Source organism: Allorhizocola rhizosphaerae (genome assembly GCF_003426775.1).
GTDB classification, from domain to species: Bacteria; Actinomycetota; Actinomycetes; order Mycobacteriales; family Micromonosporaceae; genus Allorhizocola; species Allorhizocola rhizosphaerae.
The window spans coordinates 1-19,679 of sequence record NZ_QJUG01000010.1; the positions used below are offsets into that span (position 1 = coordinate 1).

9 protein-coding genes are annotated in these 19,679 nt (G+C 65.1%); 5 read left to right on the forward strand and 4 right to left on the reverse strand.

Annotated features, from left to right (window positions below):
- Positions 1-236: 236 nt before the first annotated feature.
- From DM816_RS03335 to DM816_RS03345, 3 genes are all read right to left on the reverse strand, one after another.
- Complete coding sequence (locus tag DM816_RS03335; protein WP_117208562.1) at positions 237-941, reverse strand: hypothetical protein; 705 nt, start codon at positions 939-941, stop codon at positions 237-239.
- Positions 928-6,831 (reverse strand): CHAT domain-containing protein, encoded by a 5,904-nt coding sequence (locus tag DM816_RS03340; RefSeq protein WP_162907054.1) that lies wholly within the window; start codon positions 6,829-6,831, stop codon positions 928-930. The genes DM816_RS03335 and DM816_RS03340 overlap by 14 nt, the downstream gene beginning before the upstream one ends.
- Positions 6,832-7,283: 452 nt before the next feature.
- Positions 7,284-8,633 (reverse strand): tetratricopeptide repeat protein, encoded by a 1,350-nt coding sequence (locus DM816_RS03345; protein WP_162907055.1) that lies wholly within the window; start codon positions 8,631-8,633, stop codon positions 7,284-7,286.
- A gap of 1,155 nt (positions 8,634-9,788) precedes the next feature.
- Between DM816_RS03345 and DM816_RS42115 the strand changes: the two genes are divergently transcribed.
- The gene (locus DM816_RS42115; protein ID WP_162907056.1) at positions 9,789-10,577 is read left to right on the forward strand and encodes a hypothetical protein; all 789 of its coding nucleotides are present in this window, start codon (positions 9,789-9,791) and stop codon (positions 10,575-10,577) included.
- 225 nt (positions 10,578-10,802) lie between these two features.
- Here DM816_RS42115 and DM816_RS03355 read toward each other — a convergent pair whose 3' ends face one another.
- Positions 10,803-12,194 carry a wax ester/triacylglycerol synthase domain-containing protein gene (locus DM816_RS03355; protein ID WP_117208566.1) on the reverse strand — a complete coding sequence of 464 codons (1,392 nt, stop codon included), beginning with the start codon at positions 12,192-12,194 and terminating at the stop codon, positions 10,803-10,805.
- A gap of 767 nt (positions 12,195-12,961) precedes the next feature.
- Here DM816_RS03355 and DM816_RS03360 point away from each other — a divergent pair.
- The 4 genes from DM816_RS03360 to DM816_RS03380 all read left to right on the forward strand — a co-directional run bounded on the left by DM816_RS03360 (position 12,962) and on the right by DM816_RS03380 (position 19,654).
- Complete coding sequence (locus tag DM816_RS03360; RefSeq protein ID WP_117208567.1) at positions 12,962-14,737, forward strand: 1-deoxy-D-xylulose-5-phosphate synthase; 1,776 nt, start codon at positions 12,962-12,964, stop codon at positions 14,735-14,737.
- Positions 14,734-15,897, forward strand: a complete 1,164-nt coding sequence (gene ispG, locus DM816_RS03365; RefSeq protein WP_117208568.1) for a flavodoxin-dependent (E)-4-hydroxy-3-methylbut-2-enyl-diphosphate synthase — start codon at positions 14,734-14,736, stop codon at positions 15,895-15,897. Before DM816_RS03360 ends, ispG begins: the two co-directional genes overlap by 4 nt.
- 338 nt (positions 15,898-16,235) lie before the next feature.
- Entirely contained in the window at positions 16,236-17,309 is a 1,074-nt protein-coding gene (locus tag DM816_RS03370; protein WP_425455210.1) for a polyprenyl synthetase family protein, read from the forward strand.
- Positions 17,310-17,872: 563 nt separating this feature from the next.
- Positions 17,873-19,654 (forward strand): hypothetical protein, encoded by a 1,782-nt coding sequence (locus DM816_RS03380; protein WP_211588529.1) that lies wholly within the window; start codon positions 17,873-17,875, stop codon positions 19,652-19,654.
- Positions 19,655-19,679 lie beyond the last annotated feature (25 nt).

The following is a 19,679-nucleotide window of genomic DNA, read 5'->3' on the forward strand; positions in this document are numbered from 1 at the left end:
GCTGGACACAGGTCGCTTCTTCGATGCCACAACATCCAGTGTGGCTTCACGCAGCGTCGTGGTGGTGGTCATCACGGCACCTTTCCCGCCGAGTCCTCACTCAGCGTGTCGGTGCCGGAAACACCGTTCGTTACACAGTCTCGCCGTCGCCGAGGCATACCGACGCGGGATCCTCCGATAGCCCGTGGCCGATGGTTAGCCGGTGACCGATGGTTAGCCGAGGCCTGTGCGTGGCGCTAGACCCCCTGGCGCCGCAGGACGATGGTCAGGGCGTCCGGCAACTGCTTGGGCGGAGCGAAGTAGGAGAAGGCGTTCATGTTGAGGCGGCGGTGGCGGATGGTGGCGCCGGCGTCGATTCTCGCCTCGGCCGTGCCGGACGAGGGCATCCGGATGACCGCACGAAGCCGTTGCACACCATGCGGAGGCCGACCCGGGATCTCCCTGAACTCCCACGCGAACGACGATTGGCCTTCGCCAAGGGCGGTGACCGCAGCCTGGTGTGTGCGCCGTTCGCCCTGTATGGCGAACTCGGGTGTGATGACGCAGGGCACAGTCAGCTTGACCGAGTAGGACAGGGTCCGGATCTCGTCGAGCAGCAGCGGGTCCAGCGAGTGCGCGACGGGCTCGTCATCACCGGTGCCGGTGGAGATGAGGTTGACCCTTAGCCACGCCAGAGCCAGGCTCTCCTGCTCGTCGGAGATCAGCGTGCACGACAGCCCGAGCAGGTAGTAGTCGCAACGGGATGCCTCCGACGCGATGAAGCCGGACAGTTCGCGGTCGTCGGGGAAGCTGTCGGCCGTGAGGTGGCGGATTTGGGGTTTGCCGATCAGGATGCGGCCGTCGGCCCGTAGCTCGGCCGGCGGCGTGGGTCGGCCGCGTTCGGTGCGCAGGTGCAGCGGGACCGCGATGGGTGCGCCGTCGGATAGCTCAATCGAGGCCATTGTCTGGTACTCCTATCAGGATGAACGCGCCCCAGTCGCGGTATTGCGGATACCAGCGCCGGGTGTCTGTCTGCGCGGCGCGAAACGCCGCCCAGGTGTCGTTTCGGCGGGCGAGGTAATGGTAGAGCGTGGGAAAGAAGTGTGCGGCGACCTCGTCCGCGACGGGCCACATCGTGGCCACGATGGTCCTGACGCCCGCGAGCAACAATGCGGTGGGGATGCCGATGACGTTGCCGGCGCGGTCGACCCGGCCCAGCGCGGTCTGGCAGGCGCTGAGTGTGACCAGCTCGACATTGCTGAAGGTCTCGGTGAGCAGCTCGTGCATGAACAGCCGGCCATCGTCGTGATGGGACGGTGCCAGGTGCAGGGTCTGAAATGCCGGCGCGTCGGGGTTGTGCGTGCCGTGGGCGGCTATGTGGACGTATCGGCTGGTGCGCAACGCCTGCAGCACGGAGCTCTTGGTGGCTTCGGCGTCGATGAGAGCCGTGGCGCCAAACGCTGCGGCGCATTGCTGTGCTTCGGCGACCGCCTGACCGAGGCCGGGAAGCCATGCGTGCGCCGGCGCGGTGTAGCTGAGCCCGATGCTCGACATCGCGGTGTGCGGTCGCTGCTCGCCAGGCGCGCGAATGAGAAGGTCCGCGTGGGGCAGATAGGCCATGTCCCAGTCGTGGAACACCGGCCGGCCGGCGGGACCGATCAGGTGCATCGGGTAGTAGTGGAACGGGCCGTAGGGTACGACCAGCAATCGGTCTTTACCGGCCTGGCGCAGGGCGTCGAAGGTTGTCACGCCTTCCGAGCCCACCAGCAGTCGCACGATGCCGTCGGCCAGGTTGTCTTCGGCGTCTTCGTTGACGACCGCGGCACCCGGGTCGGACCGCAGCGCCCGGCGCACGTCGGCGACGGGTATCCCCAATTCCGGCATGGTGTAGCTGAGGTCGCCGACCATGCGGATGTCTCCGGTGGCGATCGGATGCCACCCATACATCACGGTGATGCCGTCGGCGGTGATGATGAGGTGGGCCAGACCGGGCTTATGTTCACCGGTGAGCATGTGGGTTTGGATGAGCAGGACCGTGCGCTCGTCCAGGGCACGTTGGTAAAGCTGGAACTTCAGCATCGTGAACGGCAGCGGAAGCCGGTCGGCGAAGGTTTGGGCGAACAGCTGCCGGTCGAAGCGCCGCTGCATGTTCAACAGCCGCCCCGTCGCGGAGTCGCCCGGGCGGCGCTGCACCTCGTCCGCCCAGGCCACCGTGATCCACTCGGCGGTGTCGTCGTCGGTGACCGTCTCGGCCGGATCTGGCACGTGTGCTTCGGCACGGTGGATGTCGGCGAGCATGTCATGGCCGCTGTGGTCCAGATGCGGCAATGCCGGAGGCCCGGCAAGCAGCAGCTCGCCCAGCCGCGCCCCGTTGGCCTGGCCGACGAGCAGATCGAGATCCACCGAGTTGATGCCGGTGGTGAGCCCGGCGCCTAGGATGCGGGCGTACACGGTTTGGAAAACCCTTTGGTCGACACCGGCCGGAACGAACCTGGCGATGGTCCCCAGGTGGACGAGCACCATGGGGACGTCCTCGCTGTCGATGTGCGAGGCGATGGCACTCAGATACCCGACCGTGTCCAATGCCTGCCCGCGCGCGCCGAGGTCCCAGAAGTGTTGTGCTATCTCGGCGATGATAGGCACCTGTGCGGCGGGGTCGAGCTCGGCGGCCAGTCGCATCCGCAGATGCGTCCGCAGGTACAGCTTCATCGTGGGCAGCTCGGCCGACAGCGACCCTTCGGCGTCTTCCGCAGCGGAGAGCCGGCCGATCTCCTCCAGCCCGTCGATGGCCAGCCGGCTCAACGAGACATCGGCGTCCGCGCCGACCACGGCGGCCCATGTGGCGAACGCCAGGAGATGACCGAGCCGAGCCGGGGCCGACCCGACGGTCAGATCGTGGACGAGCTGCCACTGTTGAGCGGCTGTCTCCGCGGTGACCACGGCATCATCGGGTGGCTGCCAGTCCGGGGCGAGCAGGCGAGAAGCCAAGGCGCACTGGAGTCTGAGCAGCGGCATGACACCGGCGCGCACGTCCTGCTGGATACGCCGGCGCATGGTCGTGACCAACTGCCACCCGGCTCGCGGATCCGGGTCGAGGAGCGCCTGCGCGGTATAGAACGCCGTGTACGCCAGCGCGTCCTTGAAATCCTGGTCGAACACCTCCGCCTGCGGCCGCATCAGCTTGTCGGCGATGGCCTGGGCGGCGGTGGCCCGCTCCGCTGCGGGCAGGCCTCGGATCAATTCCGCTTGGTACAGCAGGTGTTGGTCGCCGACGTGGCTCAGGGCGACCCGGGTGGCATGATGCAGCTCCGATTCCTCGATCCGATCGCCCACATCGCGTAGCTGAATGAGGATGAGTGCCAGGCGGCGATGGGCCTGAACCCGCTCCCACCCGGCACACAACGCTGTGGCCTGCCGGGCATGGTGGAGGGCGGCACGCAGCGCCTCGGTGGCCGTGCGATAGGGGATGGGCTCGTTGATCGTGGGAGCGGCACCGTCGCCGGTGAGCACCGCCCATTGCTGAAATCGCCGCAGATCGATCGCCAGTGCGGCACTGCGGCGTAGCCATTGATGATCCCCGGCGAGCATGGCGAATTGGCAGAACATCGATGCCGTCCGCAGATGGGCGACGCCGGCCGAGGCGTGGTCGCCGCGGCCGTCGGCGTAGGCGATGGCCCACAGACCGGCCTGATAGCCAAGCTCGAACAGTTCCGGGTCGGGCACGTCCGCCTGTTGCAGGCCTTCGAGAAGCGCGACGTGAACGCGCGCCTTGCCGGCGGCGTTGGCCGATTCCAGGCCGAACTCGCGGACGGCGGCATGCAGAAGCACCCGGCGTATCAACGACTCGTCCGCCCCTATCAGATCGGCATTGTCCAGCTGCGCCAACGCCGCGGACAGGAAGCCCTCGCCGGCCGCGTCATCGGGAAGCGGCGGCATCTGCGCCCTGGCCTGCTCGACATCCAGGCCGCCTCGGCGCAGCTGGGCCACCAGCGACTCGTAGGCGCCAAACAATGATGCCTGTGCCTGGTCCCTGCCGGCCATGGCAGGCGGCGCCAACGTCAACGGCCGTTGCAGCTCGTGGGCCGCTACCTGGTAGGCCCGCAAGGCCTGCAGGTCTGGATCGGCCTGGTCACCGTGATCGGCCCATGCGGTGGCGGCGGCGTCCAGCTCAGCCAGATCGTCGGCCGAGCCGCTGATCCGATAACGCATCAGCAGCACCTCCGCCAGGCGACGCGCGGCCGCGACCGACTCGAGCCCTTGCGCGCTGACGCGCAGCAGCGGCACGGCGTCGTCGAGGTCACCGCGGTGATGGTCGCGGTGAAAGCGATCGACCAGCGCCAAGGCCAACTGCTCGGCCGCAAGCGGGTGGAGTCCCTCTTCCCGCGCCAGATCGCAGGCGTGCCGCAGGAAGGAGACGGCGGCGTCGAGCAACGCGGCCGTGTCGGAACGCTTGCGCAGCAACATCCCGAGACGGGTCAACGCCACGGCCTGGGCCTCAGGGAGCTGGCAACCGGTCGCCACCTCCGCATACGCCACGATCGCCCGGTGTGCATCGGCGGGCCGGCGGGCGCGGTCGAACCGGTTGGCCAACAGGCTGGCGAGCTGGAAGGGGAAGGTGTAAGCGGCGTCGAGGTGACGCTCGGGGATGCCGTCGGCGGCCAAGGCAAGCAGCCCAATGGCCTCGTCCGGATCCACCTCGGCGCCTTCGATGCTCAGCGTGGCCATCGCGGAGCCCACCATGCCGCACAGCGAAAGGTGTTGCGCACTGCTCGACGGCACCTGCCTGAGCCGTTGAGAGCCGAACTCGACCACCTGAGCCAATCCTTCTGGCGTGTCGGCGTGGAACCCGACCGTGGTGTGTGCCTCCACGAGTAGCCGCATGCCGGCGTCCCGATCGCTGTCATCGTCGGCGATGTCCACGCTGTGCTGCACGACGTCGAACGCCTGGGCCGCGAAGGCCAGGTCGTCCGTGGCCAGATAGCGCTGCAACAGCAGCCGTCCCAGCGCGTGCCAGCGCGGCGGGAGCGGCGAATCCGGTGTGGCGGCCGCGTCGACGGCTTGCCGGGACACGGCGATCGCCTGATCCCACATCGTGACATCGTCACCGAGCATGGCGTAGTCGGCGATCACACCGGCATACGCCTCCAGGAACACCCCGCGCACCGGCTCCGGCATCCGCTCACCGAGCGCCTGCTCCAGACATCCTCGCGCCCGAGGTAGTGCCTGACGATCGCCTGACATGTGAAACGTCTGGTCATAGGCGATGCCGCGATATCCGGTGACGATCGCCGCCGCGGAAGCCGGCAACCGGCCGAGATCGAGCTGCAGGAGGAAATCGGCAAGTCCCGGTTTCAGATGTGCGGTTTCAGGCCGCTGCAGCTCGTAGGCTACCGCCGCGGTCTCCAGTGGCACACCAAACCGAGTGATGCTGACCGCTTCATCCAGCGCGTGCCGCAGCGCCTCGGGAACGCCGGGCGGCCATTCGGCCGCCAACGGAGCCAGCAACTCGGTCGCGTCAGCCAGGCTCGCCCGCCCCTGCGGTGACGCCGGCTCACACAGGAATCGGTACCAGTGCAGCCATCCACAAGCGAGCACCTCCGGCGAATACTCGCCTCGCGCCAACGCGTCGGACACGGCCTCGCGAATCTGCCGGGCGCGATCGTCGGACAGCCGCAGGTACGCCGGATCGCCGGTGGCCTCGAACGCCGCCACACTCTGCAACGGCCACGCGTCATCCTCGCCGACCCCTGCGCGCCAAGGCAACACGATCTCTGGCTCGTCGTGGCGTTGCGGCACATCGGCCAACACGCCCGGGTCCGCGTCGGCGAACCGACCCGAGATCACAGACCGCAGGATCGTATCGATGGGCCACGTCGAAAGGCCATCGCGGGCACGCTCGTGCCTTACGGACGCGGCTTGCGCCAATGCCATGTCGGCGGCCGAGTTGTCGTGGGTGACGGCATACCAGGTGCGCAGCGTGTCGGCGTAGTGCAGCCGCCATCCGGCGTAGTCCACATGATCGTGGGGCACGTTGCGCAACGCCGTGCGGTAGTCCCATACGGCCGACTCCAGCAGCTTCACATCGTCCGTCAGGTGGTAAAGATCTCTGGCGATGTTGGCACGGGTCGCCAGCCGGGTCGCCGGGCGATCGTCGGGCTTGTGCAGCCACGGAAACGGCTCGTCACCATCGGCCGGCTTCAGCGCGGCGTCGGCCGCCTCCAGGGCTCGCCACATCGCGGCCTCGTCGCGGGTGAACAGGGCCTGGTTGTGCAAGGCCGTGGCGAGGTTGAACCGGTAGCGGGACAGGTCCTGGTTTGCCGGTGTGCTGCAGGCGATCGCCCGTTCCAGCAGGTAAACGGCGGCATCAAGGCGCTCATGCTCCTGACTGACGATCACGTCCTCGATGAGCTCGGCGGCCGTCCCGTCCCACAGCCCCGGGATCAGGCCGGGCTCCAGCTCGACGTGCCCCATCTGCTCATGTGCTTCGATCGACGACTCACGGATGTCCGGAGGGACCTGGCGTGGGTCGAACTGAGCCACCACGCCAAACAGTGGCAAGGCCGCGAGAAGGTCGTCGGCCTTGGCGGCCGGGCCGGCACCGTAGCGTTCCCAGTGCAACCACCCCAGCGCGACCAGCAGGTCTGCCCGTGCCGCGGCCGCCGTGCCGACTGGTTCCGCGGAGTCGACCAGGCGCACCAGCTTCGCGGCCTCGTCCAGCCACCCATCGGTGAGAAGATCCGCCGGTTGCGACCGGACGGTCCGATCGATGCGCCGCCGAAACGATCTCACCTGCTCATCGAGGTTCGCCATGAGTGACCAGTCCACATTGGAGAATGCACCAGCAGGTGCCACCGCCGAAGTCAATTAGTGCACCGATAATCTATCCCGCCGAAGATCGCGTCAGGGGCGCAGAGGCTTGAATCCGACAGCATGCCCGACCGTGTCAGGAGCCGGTCTTCCCGTCTCCTGCGTCGGCGGGCTCGATGTCGCGGATCAGCCGCGCCCGAGCGCGCACCAGGCAAAGTCGTGCTTGGCTACCGCACCGTCCCTCACCGAATCGCCAACCAACTGCCAGTATCGCGACGAAAGCAAGGGAAATCGCCGGCACTCCACCCTTGGCTACCTGAGCGCAGCGGCCTCCGAACAACGCACTACCTCAACCACTACGCTGGCCTTGGCCGCATGAAAAACCGGTGTCCACCTCCTGGGGTAAAGCTCAAGCTTTCGATTTGCCACACGCGGTCATGTGCCACGCACTGGAGTCGTCGACCTCGTGCGGCCGGCTGCGACGGGGATGTGGCGCTCTAGTTCAGGTCGTTCAATTGACTTGCCAGGAGTTCGGCACGGCGGAGCAGATTGGCGAACCTGACGCTATGGGCGAACGGGCGGGTGCGCTCGCGCATGATGGCCAGGGCGCTGCGAACTCGTCCGGAGTCCATCCCGGGGTATTCGTCGAGGAAGCAATGCCAGGTGGCGACCGCTTTGTCTACCTGGCTGTAGGCCAGTTGGAGTTCGGCCAGCCTGGCGAGGCAGAGGAGTTTCGAGCGCCGCTCGCTGGGTGGATGCAGGCGAATGGAGCGCTGGAGGGATTCGATCGCTCCCTTTCGATCGCCCAACAGGGCGAGGACGACGGCCCTGTGATACGCCAATTCGGCCTCGTCATAGCCACCGACCACGACCGCCGTGCCCGGATCGTTGCTCAGGTGCCGTTCGGCCTTCTGCAGGTGCATGATTGCCTGATCCCTGTGGCGGTTCGCCGCGTGCGTCACGGCCAGTTGCCCTTCGAGGAAGGCGCGCGTCTTCGGGCAGGTGATGGCCGGTACCATGACGGCATCCTGCGCTAGCCGCAGTGCCTTTCGATCGTGCCCGAGCAGGCGTGCCTGCGCGCTCATCGCGCGCAGTGTGATCGCATAGGTGGAGAAATCAGCCGCCAGTATGGCCAGATGCGCCGCGGTGCGGTAGAAGTGCTGCGCCGCACCGTGCAGCTCCTCGTCAAAGCAGGCGAACCCGCAAAGATACGTCAGCTTGGCGGCGCTGGCGAACAGGTCCGATTTGACCGGCGCGCCCCCGCTGGCGTTCAGCCACGGCGCGATCGTGGTGGCGAGGTAGGCGGACAGGGCGGGGCGCACCGGTCCGGCGCCGTTGGCGGCATCGGCTCGGGCAAACAGCTGTCCCATGGCATTTGCCGCTTTAACCTGCGAGCGTCCCACCCGCGGCATGCTGGGCTCGGCGGCCGTGGAGGGTTGCGGCGTGCAGGTCGCGGTCCAGCCGGGCAGTGTCGGTTCCTCCAAGCTGTACACGAGTTTGTCGAGAGCCGATCGCCGTACCCCGGCCGTGCTTAGCTCCACCAGCTGGCTGATCAACTCTTCCGCCGTCCCGCGAGCAATGTCCGGCGGTGATGAACGGCCGAACCCCGCGGCGTTCCGCGTGACGCCGCGGTGCAGACGCCGGGTGAAGGCTTCCGCGATCAATTCCGGCACGGGATCACGGGGTTGTACCCCGGAAAGCCATTGCGACACGGAGACCCGATGGTAGCGAAGTACGATACGGTTCTCAGCGGCGAGACGATTGACCTCTCGTGCCAGTTCAGCGCCACTCCATCGGGCTTCGGCCAGCAGGAGCCGCAACCTGTTGTTCGGAACGCGGCGGATCATTACGGCTCTTCCTGTTCTGTTGAGCTGTCCACAATGGTCATTGACGTTTGATGTCCACACGGCATGGTTTTGTCCGCAGCGACACTCACCGCCTGTGTCAGCCGGGTCAAGGCGCAGGGCGTTGGCTCGGACACAGAGGCCATGGGAACGAACTGATCGTTCGGACCGGGACCGGCGAGCCACCGCTGTCCGCCAGCCGCATGATTGCGTTATGATTTGCGAATATGTGGTCTGTTGCCAGAGTAACGCCTGCAGAAACCTAGCCGTTGTGCCAAACCGCGCGAACTTCCCGACTGCTGAGTATCAAGTTGCGCCAAGTCGGCGCGTTCCGTTCCTTCGTCCCGTCATCATGCGCACGGCCGGGGTATGGCAAGTGGCGGGATCCACATCGGCCGCTCGCGTCGGGAGGTCGCACATCCGCTTCCCTTGCCCACCAATGCGGCTGTCGGTGAACGGCAGCGTGCGAGAGTGGATGCCGAGACCGCCTTGCGGCGGTGCGCAAGCATCCGCTAGCAACGTGGCTCATCGGGCGGGTGGGGGCAGCCGGTCCGGATTGGAATGTAAGGAAGCGACGGTGTTTCTGACGGCAACGGATCCCCAGTATCGCTTCGCGCTCGGCTGCCGCGGCGGTCGCATGTTGTGCTGCCCGCGCCCACCTCAACGGGTGGGCTCCCTTCGGGATGGTGGCGTTGGTGCGGTCGAGGCACGTAAACGAAGGTCAGGCAGACAGTCGATCCGGCAGCACGTCCCCTCCCGCAGTCCACCGGCGGGGTTAGATGATCCATACGATGGTTGTGGCTGCGACGTCACCGTAGGCTGCTCGGCCGGGCGAACCATTCGGCGGCGTCACAATCCGCGGTACGGCGTTGCCTCCACCACAGTCACAACAAAACCCGGCAAAAGACATGTTTGCACACCGTCTCCTGGGGCGCACTGTCAGCGCACGTCAGGACTTCCCCAGAGGCGGATGCAGGGTCCCCGACGGCGGACCGTTTGGCTCCCCAGAGGCGGACACCTCATCACTCTCTGTGGCTAACACCAGAGGCACCACGACCTTTCTGCCGCGCCGCCTCCGACCGCTGTGCGGATTACTCAGGGATGTTTGAGTATCAACGCGGATGAACTGTCTGGTGACCCCTTCCTACTGTGGTGCCTATGCGCGACTCCCTTATGGATCGTTGGTGGCCGCTCGCACTGTCAGGGGCTCTGATTGCTGCAGGCTGCGCATATTCCACAACCCCAGACCGTCCGGCGCCCACTCGGCAGGAGGTTGCCGACCTGGCGAACAGCGCTGAGGCCGCGGCTGCGCGTGGTAGCGCTGCTCTTTATGCCGACGAGAAGATCACCAAGATCGCTGCAACGGTGCCGGGTCTCAAACCTGTGGCGGCTGGGCTTGCGGACTGGTGCGTGGTAGGCGGGCATGGTGAGCGGGGTCAGCCGGATGTATACCGGCTAGGTTGTGACCGGAGTGTCACCGCCGCATTTAGCACCAACGGAGACTTGCTCACACTCCTTGGGCAGATCGACGCGGCCGCCAAGAATGCAGGCGGTGCACCGGATCGTCCACTGGAAAACGTCCAGCATTACTACCGCAATCACGGCAAGACGCCGGAAGGATTGCTGCTGCCATGCCCGTCCCCCGGCTACAGCCTGGATCGGCCTTTGGGCACCAATCAAGGCCGAGAGGATCTGTGGTACCGCGGTCAGCTGTGGGACTTGTCCATACTCTGGGTCGACAACCAAGCCGAGGTTCCGTCCCACTGCCGATCGCTCCACAGTTCACCGGCGCCTGAGCTGTCTGCGGCATTCGGTGGCAGCGGCAATTCGCCGTATTGGCTTGCCCGCAGGCAGATCGACACTGATGCGCTGCTCTCAGGGCTAGACGACCGCTTCCTCATCCAGTTCGGGGTCAGTGGGTCCTACCACACGGCTCCATGGACCTAGCGCCGATAGCGACTGCCTCGTGCCAGCAACTTTGGCCAGCGGTTGGGAGATACGGCGATCACCTTCCGTAGCCATCGTCATAGTGTCCGCCGGCGGGGAAGTCATCGTGTCCACCAACAGCGCACCGGCCGGCGGGACGTGCCTTCCTGTAGGCCTGTGGCGAGCCCTGTTGACTGGCCGTTGTCGCGCCGAACCGATGGCGATCGGATCGTTGGTTGCCCGCCTTCACTTGCGGGGGGCCGCCTTGACCGTCGTCACTCGGCTGGCGTCGGCTGACTGACGCTGGTGCTCAGAGGAGCCGCTAGGGGTTGCTGCCAGTATCTGCTGCATGCCTTCCTGGCAGTATCGACCCAGCAGCTCGGGGTCGTCGACCTGTGCCGGATCGATATTCATCATGACATAGCAGGTCCCGCCATACGAAACGGTCGTTGCCGTCATGACGTTGCCGTTGGTGGGCGCGATTCCGTACGCGCGCACGGCGGGTACTCCGGCGATGTCAGCCGGGCGGTTCGGGCCAGGGATGTAGGTCAGCACGAAGTCGTGCGACGCACAGAAATCGCGGAAGCCGCGGTCCAGTACTGAGCTTGGCACTAGCGCGCCACAGCGTGACAGAAACCGCATCCAATCGAATGCATCGCGACGGTATACCGTTCTGACCGCGGACCGTATCGCCTTTATCCGCTCGAGGGGATCGCTGACGATGCCCGGGAGCCTGAAGCGCACCAAGAACCAGTGGTTGCCGGACGGTGCCGGGTCGTCGGCCTGACTTTCAGGTGGACGACCGAAGGGGCAGAGCACGCGCATGGTTGGACGATGGGTTCCGTGGGCGACGTTGTAACGGTGGAAGCCTTCTGCGATGGCAGCCATCAGTCCATCCTGAACCGTGCCGCCGACGCTCCCTGCAGCAGCTTTGAGCTTCTCCAGCGGAACCTGCATGGTCACGTAGTGGCGCTTGATGCCGTCGGAGGTCCCCTTCGGCAGTTTGGGGCGGTCGGCGGCATCCTGAGCAAACTGTGTGACGAAGGAGAGCACCGCCCGCGCGCGCCGTGCCGCACTGGCGGCATCCCACTGCCGGCGTTTGCGCCCATCATGCTGTTTCATGGGCCCGCCGCCGCCGGCGTGAGGGTGCACGGTGGTCATCTCGCGCGCCAGCAGCCGCCGTAGCCGCAGGCCGTCGGCGATGCTGTGCGAAACCTTCAGGAGGTAAGCTGACCGGCCGTTCTCCAGACCCTCGATAACATACGCCTCCCAAGGAGGGCGGTGGTCGACCAGAGGTGTTTGCCCTATCTTTTCGACCGTGTCGAGTAGTTCCCGCTCGGTGCCGGGCCCAGGCAGGGCGATGTGACGAAGGTGCTGGCTCGGATCGAAGAGCGGGTCCTCTCGCCAGTACGGCGCAAGGAATGCGGGACGGCGGTGAGTCACTCGCGACTTCAGACGTGGCAAGAGCTCCGCTGCCTCCGCGTGCCACGCGATCAGCCGCTCCCAGTCGACCTTGCCGTCAAGTATGACGACCAGCGTTATCCACGGGTAGACCGACGTCACCGTCTCTAGGCGCCAGAAAATGCGGTCCTGTGCACTCAGGAGATCCCGCCGTCGCTGCCTTTCCTTCGTCGTCATTTCGTTTCCCCTGACTATAGTGAGCCCTTCTCGAAGCCTCAGCTGCAGGCCGATCGCCTCGGCGACCGGGCGCGATCCGGCGTTCCGGAAGGCCGGGCGCGATCGTGCCCCTGCGGGATCGGATCCGTGCCCTTCGGCATCGACATGTGAGCATGTGGCTCCTATGCACTCAGAGTGCCGCCTGGCGTTCGTTCCTCCCAGCAAAAGCGCCCGCAAGGGCGATAAACAGTGGCCGGCTGTTAATCGGTGACTCGGCCCGCCATAACGTGATCGCCAATGCGCGCCGTTCTCGTTCTCCGGCGGATCGCCACCCGATGCGGGCGCCTGCTTGGTTGAGAAGTTGGCTTCGCAGCAAGGATTAACCGATGCAGCACGTTTAACACATCGAGCCGATGGTGTCCTTGGTTCGTATCGTGATTGTCGGATCTAATCGATTCAGCGATCGGCACGGAGACCGGATCAGTGCGCTGTCGGCCGGTCGGCACTTGATCCTCGCCGGCAGTGGACGACGCAGTGCTCGTTGGACGGCAGCAGGACGATGCCGCAAACCGGTGGCTTGTTCACCGCCGAATCTGTCAATGGGACCATGAATATGACCACAAGTGCGGTACTGGAACGTATTGGATCATGGGCGCCAGACCATCGAGTCGCCAATGTGGACCTTGCGGAGAGCTTGAACGTCACCCCGATTGGATCGTCGATCGCACCGGAACTTCATCCAGGGCAGGTTGGGCAAATTTCGTTCTAGTAGAGGAGGCGGGACGCCGATGATCGACACGCTGAATGTACTGTCCGCGCTCGACGGGCCTGCCGAGTTGCGAGAGCTGTCCCATGACGCGCTGCAGGAGCTGGCCGCGGACATCCGCGCTGAGTTGGTGGAGCAGGTGACCCGCACCGGCGGGCATCTGGGCCCCAACCTGGGCACGGTGGAGTTGTGTATCGCGCTGCACCGCGTGTTCGACTCACCTGACGAGCCCATCATATTCGACACCGGCCATCAGGCATATCCCCACAAGATGCTTACCGGCCGGGCGGGCGAATTCAGGCGGCTGCGCCAGGCCGGAGGACTGTCGGGCTATCCCAGCCGGGCCGAGTCGATCCACGACGTCGTGGAGAACTCGCACGCCTCCACCGCGCTGGCCTACGCCGACGGCATCGCCCGAGCCCGCAGTCTGCGTGGCGATCTACGGCCAGTCGTGGCCGTGATCGGCGACGGCGCTATGACCGGCGGCCTGGCCTGGGAAGGATTGAACAACATCTCCGACCGAGTACCCCGCCGCCTCGTCGTGGTGCTCAATGACAACGGCCGCTCCTACGCGCCGACCATCGGCGGTTTCGCCGCCCACCTGGGCGATTTGGCCGGGCGACGGCGCCGGCTCGACGCCTTCGCCCGCGCCGACGGCAATATCTTCACCAGTCTCGGCCTGGGCTACATCGGACCCGTTGACGGTCACGACGTGGGCGCCGTCGAGTCTGCGCTGCGCCGCGCGCGGGCTTGCGCCATACCGACGGTCGTGCACTGCCTCACCGTCAAAGGCAAGGGTTACCACCCGGCTGAACGGGACACCGCTGACTGCATGCACGGTGTCAGCTCACAGGGGGCGCCCAGCGCTCCTGCCGCTACAAGTTGGACAGATGTGTTCTCCTCCGCCCTAGTGGGCCTCGGCGCAACGAATCAGCAGCTGGTCTGCCTGACCGCCGCGATGCTGCGTCCGGTAGGACTGGCCGCTTTCGCCGACCGGTTCCCCGACCGCGTCGTGGACGTCGGTATGGCCGAACAACACGCCGCCGCCTGCGCTGCTGGATTCGCCTACGCTGGGATGCACCCGGTCGTCGCGATCTACTCTACGTTTCTCAACCGCGCGTTTGACCAGGTGCTCATGGACGTCGCTCTGCATCAGGCGCCGGTCACCTTCGTGCTCGACCGGGCCGGTATCACCGGCGACGACGGCCCGAGCCACCACGGCATGTGGGATCTAGCCCTGTTTGCCAAGGTGCCTGGCCTGCGCATCGCCGCCCCCCGCGATGCGCGACGCCTACGTGAGCAGCTCGCCGAGGCGATCACGTTCAACGGGCCGACCCTCATCCGTTTCCCCAAGGGCACCATCCCAGACGAGTTGCCTAACCTACGGTACCTGCCCGGAGTCTCCATCCTCCATGGAGACGTCACCGGTGATGTGTTGATCGTGGCGGTTGGTGGGATGGCCGCGGCCTGCGTGGAGGCTCAACGACACCTGGACAGGCTGCAAGTTACGGTAGTCGATCCGGAATGGGTCGTGCCCGTCGCGCCAGCGCTGCTATCTTTGGCCAGAAAGCATCGAGCCGTGGTGGTGGTTGAGGACGGTATTCGTGACGGCGGCGTCGGCGACGCGATCACGCGAACCATGCACGACAACGGCCTTCATATGCCGATGCGCACCTTGGGCTTGCCAAGGCGGTTCATCAGCCATGGCTCCCGATCTGACCTTCTGGCCGAATACGGTCTGACCGCGGCCGGAATCGCGGAGTCTGTCATGGACCTGTGTCACCGGAGCCTGAAATGACGATCGTCCAATTGGGACCGCCCACCGTCCCGCCACCCGCTTTGTCGAAACGCCGTCACAGCCGTCAAATCCAGGTGGGCCGGATACCGGTTGGCGGCGGGGCACCCATCTCCCTGCAGTCAATGACGACCACCTTGACCGCCGATGTGAATTCAACACTGCAGCAGATCGCCGAGCTAGCCACCTCAGGCTGCCAGATCGTGCGCGTCGCCGTGCCGTCGCAGGACGACGTGTCGGCACTGCACGCGATCGCGCGCAAGTCGCCGATCCCGGTAATCGCCGACATCCATTTCCAGCCCAAGTACGTCTTCGCCGCAATCGACGCAGGCTGTGCCGCGGTCCGGGTGAATCCGGGCAACATCAAGCGATTCGACGACAAGATTAAGGAGATCGCTCAGGCGGCGACTGCGGCGAAAGTCCCGATCCGCATCGGTGTCAACGCGGGCTCGCTGGACAGGCGGATTCTCGACAAGTACGGCAAGCCCTCGGCGGAGGCTCTCGTCGAGTCGGCGTTGTGGGAATGCTCACTTTTCGAGGAGCACGGTTTCCGCGACATCAAAATCTCGGTCAAGCATCACGACCCCGTGGTCATGATTCGGGCGTACCGTCTGCTGGCGCAACAGTGCGACTACCCGCTCCACCTCGGGGTGACGGAGGCGGGCCCCGCCTTCCAAGGCACGATCAAGTCCGCCGTCGCGTTTGGGGCGTTACTGGCCGAGGGGATCGGCGACACGATCCGCGTCTCCCTATCTGCGCCACCGGTCGAGGAAGTCAAGGTCGGAAACGCCATCCTCGAGTCGTTGGGGCTCAAGGAACGTAGCCTGGAAATCGTGTCCTGCCCCTCCTGCGGCCGGGCACAGGTGGATGTCTACGCCCTGACCGAGCAGGTTACCGCTGCGCTTGAAGGATTCCCCGTGCCGCTGCGCGTAGCGGTCATGGGCTGTGTGGTGAATGGGCCAGGGGAGGCACGCGAGGCCGACCTCGGTGTCGCGTCCGGCAATGGCAAAGGGCAAATCTTCGTCAAAGGTCGCGTGATCAAGACAGTACCCGAATCACAGATCGTCGAAACCCTCGTCGAAGAAGCCTCGAAGATCGCCGAAGCAGCGGGTGTCAACATCGGCGATGACACACCACACATCCCTGAGAGCATGGCGGCATAGGGATTAGGTCCTCGCCTCATGGATGCCGGGAAAGCGTTCGTGGCCCGCGGAGCCGGCCGAATCGCATGTGGCGATGTGTCGCGGCATGCAGTATCTCCGCGGGAAGGAGGAGGACACAGGTCATGTTCGCACCCGCGCGAGCAGGCTTGTCGCGTTGGGATGGTGACGACTCCGTGAGGTCGTGTATGCCGAGTTTCGCAGAGTCGGTGCAGGTAACGAACCAGTAGAAAAGTCGGGTATTGGCCATGGAGGGTGTGTTCCGTCGTGTGGAAAGACGCCTTGTCCAGGCGCACGAGGGATGCGATTCTCCTTGCACTGCCGGCGATGCGGAGGTTGTCGTGGACGGAATTGCGTTGCGAGAGGGCATCGGGCTGTCAGTGCCGGAACAGGTCGATCTTGTCCTCGCCGAGTTTTTGGCCGCGAAGACTGCTGACGGCGATCTGGCTGAGCTCGACGTGATGCTCGCATTGGTCAAAGAATTCGTTTTGGGCGCTGGAAAGCGGTTGCGGCCACGGTTGTGCTATTGGGGCTGGCGGGGCGCAGGGGGCGCCGATTGCCGGGAAATTGTCGCCGTCGCCGCGGCCCTGGAGCTTTTTCATGCCTTCGCCCTGATCCAGGACGATGTCATGGACTGCAGCGACTCCCGCCGGGGCAGGCCGACACTGCACCGGCGGTTCGAGCGGCTGCATACCGATCGGGGATGGCGTGGCTCCAGCGTCAGATTCGGTATGTCCACCGCAGTTCTCGCCGGAGACCTGTGCACGATGTGGGCCGACGAACAGCTGCATGGATCGGGGTTCGACGCGGAAACCCTCTCTGCCGGACTGCCGATCTATCACCTGATGCGCGACGAGGTGATTGCCGGACAATACCTGGATCTCCTCGAACAGTCGCGAGGACCCCTATCGGTCTCAGCGGCTCTGAACGTCATCAGGTACAAGACGGCAAGGTACACCGTGCAGGGCCCGTTGCAGCTCGGTGGAGCTCTGGCCGGAGCCGGGCCGCAGCTGCTGGAGGCATATTCCGCGTTTGCCCTGCCGTTGGGTGAGGCGTTTCAGCTGCAGGACGATCTCCTGGGGGTCTTCGGCGATCCGGCCGTCATCGGAAAGTCCACTGTGGACGACCTACGAGAGGGCAAGTCGACCGTATTGGCTGCGCACACGCTGGCCCGGTCCAGCGCACCGCAGCGGAGGCGGTTTCTGGCTCTTTTCGGCCGGTCCGGACTGGATGCTGACGGCGTCACCGAGCTGCGCCAGATGATGGAGCACTCCGGCGCCCGTCGGGTCGTCGAGCAGATGATCGCTGCGCGGACAGCCCGGGCGCTGAAGGTCCTGGAGTCGATGCCGATCTGTCCGGAGGCTTCAGCAGCGCTCCGCGAGCTCGCGATCGACCTGACCGCAAGAGCGCGGTGAGGGGAAGGGTCCTGCCGGTGATCGAGAGGCCCGTTCCACGGCATCCGCACACCTATTGGCCGCAGATGCGAAACAACACGATGGGCTCGGCTTGTGCAACCGCACATCATGACTCAGGCGTTAGCCGAGCGATATGCCTCCGTGATCCCCGACATCCACTTTCTGTCCCCGCTATGTGTTTGCCGCCATCGACGCCGGGTGAGCGGCCGTCCGCGTCAACCCGGGCAACATTGCAGCCTTGTCGAAGGTTCCTCACCCTCTGCCCGTCGCCGTCGCGGGATGCGTCGTCAACGGACCTGGCGAAGGCCAGACCTTTGTTAAAGGCAAGACTGTCGCCGCTGTGCCCGAATTCCGCATCGTCGAGACGCTCAGAGAGGAGGCATTGAAGATCACCGGGAAACCCGGTTTGCCCCCCCGAGCCGGACAACCCAAAGCATCAACTCCCTCAGACGCAAGAACACAAGAGGCTATGCCATGACCAGCGGGTCATCGAGATTCCAGATATCGATCCCGTATCCAGCGTCGCATCGACGATTTCCGGGCGGCCGAACAACCTGGCCAACGTGCTCGACACCTCTCGCCGTCATCGGTGCGGCATGCGCCGCCACAAGCGCATGTGGTCGACACTACTGTGCCTGGATGATCTGCGCGGACTTGTGGCAGCACCAGAACTCCCGCGGAAAGGCAAGGACATGAATGACACCGTTTCCACATTCGCTGAACTGATCCGGACGAACGTTCGTCCTTGCAGCCGAAGGTACCTGGAACGTGAAAAGGCCGGTAACGCTCGCCTGACCGCTGCGAGCGACGGGACCGGTTCACCGCTTCGGGAGTCGATTTTCTTCAGAGGCGTCCTGAACTATCCCGCCAGAGCGCTCATGCCTCCGGACGAGCAAGGGCAGGCCCGCCTGCATGATCTGGACAGGCACCTGGCCTCGATCCAGCGCGTCTTCCCGAACACGTCCACCGACGCGCTGATGTGCAGACTCGCATGCGAGTTGCTGGAATCAGCCTGGCGCGAGCGAGCCGAGGCCGGGCGTGCAGGGATGGAAGCGCCCGCTGGCTGTGCATGCCGTCTTTGCACGCATCTGCCAACTCCACGCCAGCGCCGTCTCGAAGATTACGACTGGCGGAAGAGCAGTGGTGCACCGCTCACGGTCAAGACATGGCCTTACAGGCAGGAACTCGACAGCGTCCTGTGCGGCGGATGGGTATGGACCAGGAAGATGAACGATTCCGACCAAGATATCGGCCTCCGATACCGGTACGAGGACGACATTCTCGTCTTCCAGGAGTACAAGCGCGTTGCGAAGTCCATCGATATCGAAAGTCTCCACCAAAAGGTCGGAGAAGAGTCGACACGCCAGGCTTCTTCGAACGGCTCTCGTGCACTGGTGAGCGGACTCTTCTCCACATTCAAGCGCAGCGTGGATGAATACTGGCTCGCTCATCACGCCTCCGGTTTCGTCACGCTCCCGCAGGCCAATCCATTCGACAAGCAGACTTATGCGCTATTACAGATCCTCGACTGCCTGTTCTGGCACGTGCCGCCTGATGACGAGCTGTGGCAGGAGGCAAATCTCGCCTCGCTGATCCTGTGCCGTGTGCTGGACGACATGACCGACACCCGAGCGGACGCCGTCACGGGCGAGATCAGCAACTTCTGGCTCAGCTCCATGTCCACGCACGACAAGGCCATGTACGCCGCGTGCGCCATCGCACTCGTCAAATATGGGTGTATGCCCGAAGCGCATAGTGTCCTGTGGAACACCTGGCTGATGGATACCACCATCGTCTGGATGGCTCTCACCGGCCGCCACGCACTGTGGTTCGACGGCATTATCGACGAGCTGCGTCCGGTTCGTGACTGCCCGCTCTGCGGTATCGAGCCGAATAGCGGTGCCGGGCTCCTCTCCGGCGGCGTCACCCTGAAATTCGGGCCTCAGATCCGTGCGAACAGTCTGTGCCGGCAGGCCCGCCGGCTCTCGGAGCAGTGCCGCGCGCACGCACCCGACGTCTGGCCTCTCTTCGAGCGGGAGCTTGCGGCATTCGAGGCGATTCATGGCGAATGGCATGGTGACCACGAGACGACCTGGGAGATTCTCAGCCGCACCTACGTAGCAGGAGTCGAAGCGTGCCTGGCCGGAGGCAAAGGCGCGCCCGAGGTCCAAAACGATGCCGGTGCCGTGGGAACGGAACTCTTCCACGCACTGAACGCCCCTCCGACCTGGAAGGAGGACACGGCCCTCCTTGCCTACATGTTCGGCTGCGCACACCCCCATTTCCTCTGGAACTGCGTGGGCTACAGCGGCGGCGCAGTCGCCGGCGACGCACTCGACGGCTGACGGCAGCAGGAGCGGAGTCATGACG

Excerpts from the sequence above, each read along its gene's own strand:
- DM816_RS03360 (WP_117208567.1), top strand. The coding sequence starts at position 12,962 with ATGATCGACACGCTGAATGTACTGTCCGCGCTCGACGGGCCTGCCGAG.
- ispG (WP_117208568.1), top strand. The coding sequence starts at position 14,734 with ATGACGATCGTCCAATTGGGACCGCCCACCGTCCCGCCACCCGCTTTG.
- DM816_RS03345 (WP_162907055.1), bottom strand. The coding sequence starts at position 8,633 with ATGATCCGCCGCGTTCCGAACAACAGGTTGCGGCTCCTGCTGGCCGAA.
- DM816_RS03335 (WP_117208562.1), bottom strand. The coding sequence starts at position 941 with ATGGCCTCGATTGAGCTATCCGACGGCGCACCCATCGCGGTCCCGCTG.
- DM816_RS03355 (WP_117208566.1), bottom strand. The coding sequence starts at position 12,194 with ATGACGACGAAGGAAAGGCAGCGACGGCGGGATCTCCTGAGTGCACAG.
- DM816_RS42115 (WP_162907056.1), top strand. The coding sequence starts at position 9,789 with ATGCGCGACTCCCTTATGGATCGTTGGTGGCCGCTCGCACTGTCAGGG.